At 37.1% G+C, this 340-nt stretch carries 1 pseudogene; it reads left to right on the top strand.

Annotated elements, in window-relative coordinates:
• Nucleotides 1–158: 158 nt before the first annotated feature.
• A pseudogene (locus tag JN080_RS29360) lies at nucleotides 159–340 on the top strand (IS5/IS1182 family transposase); the annotation flags it as partial.

Below are 340 nucleotides of genomic sequence, written 5' to 3'. Positions count from 1 at the left end.
ATGAATGAAGTCTTTTTTTGAAAATTTATATGAATCAATTTCATATTTTTGAGCCCTACGGGCTCAAGGCTTTTAAAGAATAGAAAAAGGAGTACCTCCCCAAAATGTCGAATTGAGTAAGCACCACACAAACTCATAAGACTGGAGGAAGACTCCCTATGCCTATTATAAGACAAGAAAGCCTGTTTAGCATCCAAGATTTATATGATTTAGAACCTACCCAACGATTTGAAGCCATTTTTTCCTCGGTGGATATTGAACTTATCCTTGCAGTAGTATCAAAAAAGTCACGTTTTGGTCCTCCTGTAAAGCTTAATTATCGAGCAATGGTCTACGCTCC

The sequence above is a fragment of the Bacillus sp. EB600 genome (assembly GCF_024494385.1).
Taxonomy (GTDB): Bacteria; Bacillota; Bacilli; order Bacillales; family Cytobacillaceae; genus JAEVLT01.
This window is presented reverse-complemented; position numbering and strand designations above follow the sequence as displayed.